This is a genomic window from Tepidiforma sp., from assembly GCF_034433535.1.
Lineage (GTDB): Bacteria > Chloroflexota > Dehalococcoidia > Tepidiformales > Tepidiformaceae > Tepidiforma.
On record NZ_DAOUAO010000049.1, the window covers coordinates 1 to 3,206 of the forward strand.

The following is a 3,206-nucleotide window of genomic DNA, read 5'->3' on the forward strand; positions in this document are numbered from 1 at the left end:
CCGCCATCCCGCCGCCGCCCCGCCCGCCGCACGCCCCCGCGACAGCGCTAGCCAAAAATTTGTACAGTCTTCCGGCACACTGCTCGACGGAGTTCCGCCGTGAACGTTACCTGGGAGACCATCGCTCCGGACTTCCATGCCATCACCAGCCGCGTCGTCTGGGCCGTCGTCACCACCATCGACACCCGCGGCCGCCCGCGCTCGCGCATTCTCCACCCCATCTGGGATGGTCACACCGGCTGGATTGCCACCTCGCCCCAGTCCCTCAAGGCGAAGCACATCGCCGCCAACCCGTATGTCTCGGTCACCTACTGGGACCAGCAGCACGAACAGGTCTACGCCGAGTGCCGCGCCTCGTGGGACACCTCGCTCGAACGCCGCCAGTGGCTCTGGGAGCTGTTCAAGAGCACCCCGCCCCCGCTCGGCTACGACCCGGGCATGCTCTGGAAGGGCGGCCCGGCCGACCCCACCTTCGGCGCACTCCGCCTCGACCCCTGGCGCATCGAGGTCTCTCGCCTGTCCGAGATGATGAGCGGCAAGCCTGCCCGGGTCTGGCGCCCCGCACACGGCTAACCCGCAGGTCCGCCCCCCGCGGGCTTCCCGCGGGCCGCCTCGAACGCCCGCAGCATCTCCAGCCCCATCGCGACGAGGTCGGGCCGCTGCTCGCCCCGGTACACCCCCTCCGCGACCCGACCCCACAGGTCCAGCACCGCCGTCAGCTGCTCCCGGTGGCGCAGCGCGTAGGCCGTTGCCACCCGCTCGACGGTGCTCCCCAGCGGTGTCGTCTCCAGCTCGCCCGCCCGGGTCGCCCGCCACGCCACCATCGTCCCGATGTGCTCCCACGGCCAGGCCAGCACCGTGTGCTCCCTGTCCGCCAGCGCCGCCTTGAACCCGTCGGCCGTGCGCCGGGCGATCGTCCCGGCGTCCCCGGCCAGCCCGGGCACCGCCAGCACCGCGGCATCGAACGCCCCGGGGCGACCATACACCGCCCCGCACACGAGCGACGCCGCGTTGCTGCACGCCCGCTCCAGCTGCGCGAACGGCAGGAACGCTGGCTGCTCGCCGCGCAGGAACTGCTCCAGCACCCACGCCCCGAACGCCGGGCCGGCGGCCTCCGCCGGCGCTTCAGCCTTTCGTGCCCGTACGAACCATCGCACGTTTCCATCTTCGGCGACCTCGCGCCGCTTGCGTACCGGCCGGCGCAGCGCATCCCGGGCCGCTATACCCGCGATGTGCACACCGCCCGCCCACGGCCATCCGGCCGCCCACGCGGTACCCAACGGTCCGTACCGCCTCCCCGAAGCGCTTTCTTAGCATGAACTCACCCCGGCGGCCCATGGCGGCGCCGCCGGCCCGCTGCCCATCCCATCCGCAGGGAGCGCTGCTGTTGCACGGCAAACATCTCATCAGTGTGGCCATCTTCTGGGCCTTCCTCACCGCCATCGGCGAGCTCCTCGTCTTCGCCGACCTCTTCCCCACCGTCGGGTCCCACGAGGCCGAGGACTTCGACAGCATCTTCCGCTTCCTCCTCATCCTCGGCATCCCCGTCTTCACCTTCGTCATCGCGGTTGTCGTCTACGCCATCCTGAGCTTCCGCGTCCGCGGCGATCGCCCCCAAGACGACGGCCCCCCGATCCGCGGCCGCGGCTGGGTGCCCCGCGTCTGGCTGGTGATCACGGGCGGCCTGGCCATCTTCGTCATGATCCACCCCGGCCTGACCGGGCTCGCCAAGCTCCAGAGCACTGCCAGCGGCTACGGCTGGGGCGAAACTGAGGCCGACCTCGAAATCGATGTCACCGCCTTCATGTGGCAGTGGACTTTCACCTATCCCGACGGCACCGAAGTCTCCGCCGCCAAAGGCAAGGAGATCGTCATCCCCGTCAACAAATCGGTGCAGTTCAACGTCAACTCCATCGACGTCGTCCACTCCCTCTGGATCCCGGCCTTCCGCATGAAGATCGACGCCATCCCCGGGCGCACCACCTTCATGACAGTCAAACCCACCGAGCTTGGCGCCTACGACGAAGACCAGGCCTACCGCGTCCAGTGCGCTGAACTCTGCGGGCTCGACCACTCGAAGATGTGGCTCCCCGTCCGCGTCGTCACCGAATCCGAGTACGAGGCCTGGCTCGCCAGCCTCAAGAGCGAGGGGCAGTAACCATGTACGCAGTCAAGTCTGTTGCCGGCGCGATGGGCCTCGGGCTCATCGGCTTCTACCTCGGCCTCGGCATCGTCGCCATCCTCCGCTGGCTCTTCGGCTACCCCAATGTCTGGGGCGGCGAAATCAACATCGTCGGCGGCTGGGTCCTCGGCGTCTTCCTCTGGCTCATGGGCATCGGCATGTGGAGCCAGTGGGGCCGCGAATGGTTCGGCCTCAAGACGTACACCCGCCAGCTCCACGGCTGGCAGCGCTACTTCACCTTCAACACCGACCACAAGGTCATCGGCATCCAGTACCTCGTGACCTTCATGGTCGTCTTCTTCCTCGCCGGCGCCCTGGCCATGCTCATGCGCCTCGAACTCGCCCAGAGCGGCCACCAGTTCCTCAGCAACGGCCAGTACAACGGCACCATGGGCCTCCACGGCATCCTCATGGTCGCCGTCGCCGTCGCAGCGGTCATCGGCGGCATCGGCAACTACGCCGTCCCGCTCATGATCGGCGCCGAAGATATGGCCTTCCCCCGCCTCAACGCCCTCACCTTCTGGCTTGTCCCGCCTGTCGCCGTCGGCCTCCTCGCCACCCCCTTCCTCGGCGGCATCGAACACGGCTGGACCGCCTATCCCCCGCTCTCCCTGCGCGCGAACAGCGCCCAGGTCCTCTTCGACCTCTCCATCATCACCTTCGGTCTCACCTCCATCCTCGGCGCCCTCAACTTCATCGCCACCATCATCTTCCTCCGCGCACCCGGCATGACATGGGGCCGTCTCCCCATCTTCGTCTGGTCGATGTTCGCCACCTCCTGGGTCGCTCTCCTCTACACCCAGGGCTTCGCCGCCGCCCTCCTCCTCGTCCTCCTCGACCGCGTCGCCGGCATGTCCTTCTTCGATGCCCAGGCCGGCGGCGACCCCCTCCTCTACCAGCACGTCTTCTGGTTCTACTCCCACCCGGCCGTCTACATCATGATGCTGCCGGGCTTCGGGATCGTCAGCGAGGTCATATCGACCCACGCCCGCAAGCCGATCTTCGGCTACCGGATGATGGCGTT

Annotated in this window: 4 protein-coding genes; 3 read left to right on the forward strand and 1 reads right to left on the reverse strand. The window is 68.3% G+C overall.

Annotation, left to right across the window (positions count from 1 at the left end):
- Positions 1-99: 99 nt before the first annotated feature.
- Positions 100-573: a pyridoxamine 5'-phosphate oxidase family protein gene (locus tag VAE46_RS02640; RefSeq protein ID WP_322795359.1), complete on the forward strand. Its 474-nt coding sequence runs from the start codon at positions 100-102 to the stop codon at positions 571-573.
- Here VAE46_RS02640 and VAE46_RS02645 read toward each other — a convergent pair.
- The gene (locus VAE46_RS02645) at positions 570-1,157 is read right to left on the reverse strand and encodes a hypothetical protein (protein WP_322795360.1); all 588 of its coding nucleotides are present in this window, start codon (positions 1,155-1,157) and stop codon (positions 570-572) included. The genes VAE46_RS02640 and VAE46_RS02645 overlap by 4 nt on opposite strands.
- 230 nt (positions 1,158-1,387) lie before the next feature.
- Here VAE46_RS02645 and coxB point away from each other — a divergent pair, with 230 nt between their 5' ends.
- Positions 1,388-2,158, forward strand: a complete 771-nt coding sequence (gene coxB / locus VAE46_RS02650) for a cytochrome c oxidase subunit II (RefSeq protein ID WP_322795361.1) — start codon at positions 1,388-1,390, stop codon at positions 2,156-2,158.
- 2 nt (positions 2,159-2,160) lie between these two features.
- A partial coding sequence (locus tag VAE46_RS02655) for a cytochrome c oxidase subunit I (protein ID WP_322795362.1) occupies positions 2,161-3,206 on the forward strand: 1,046 nt, incomplete at its 3' end.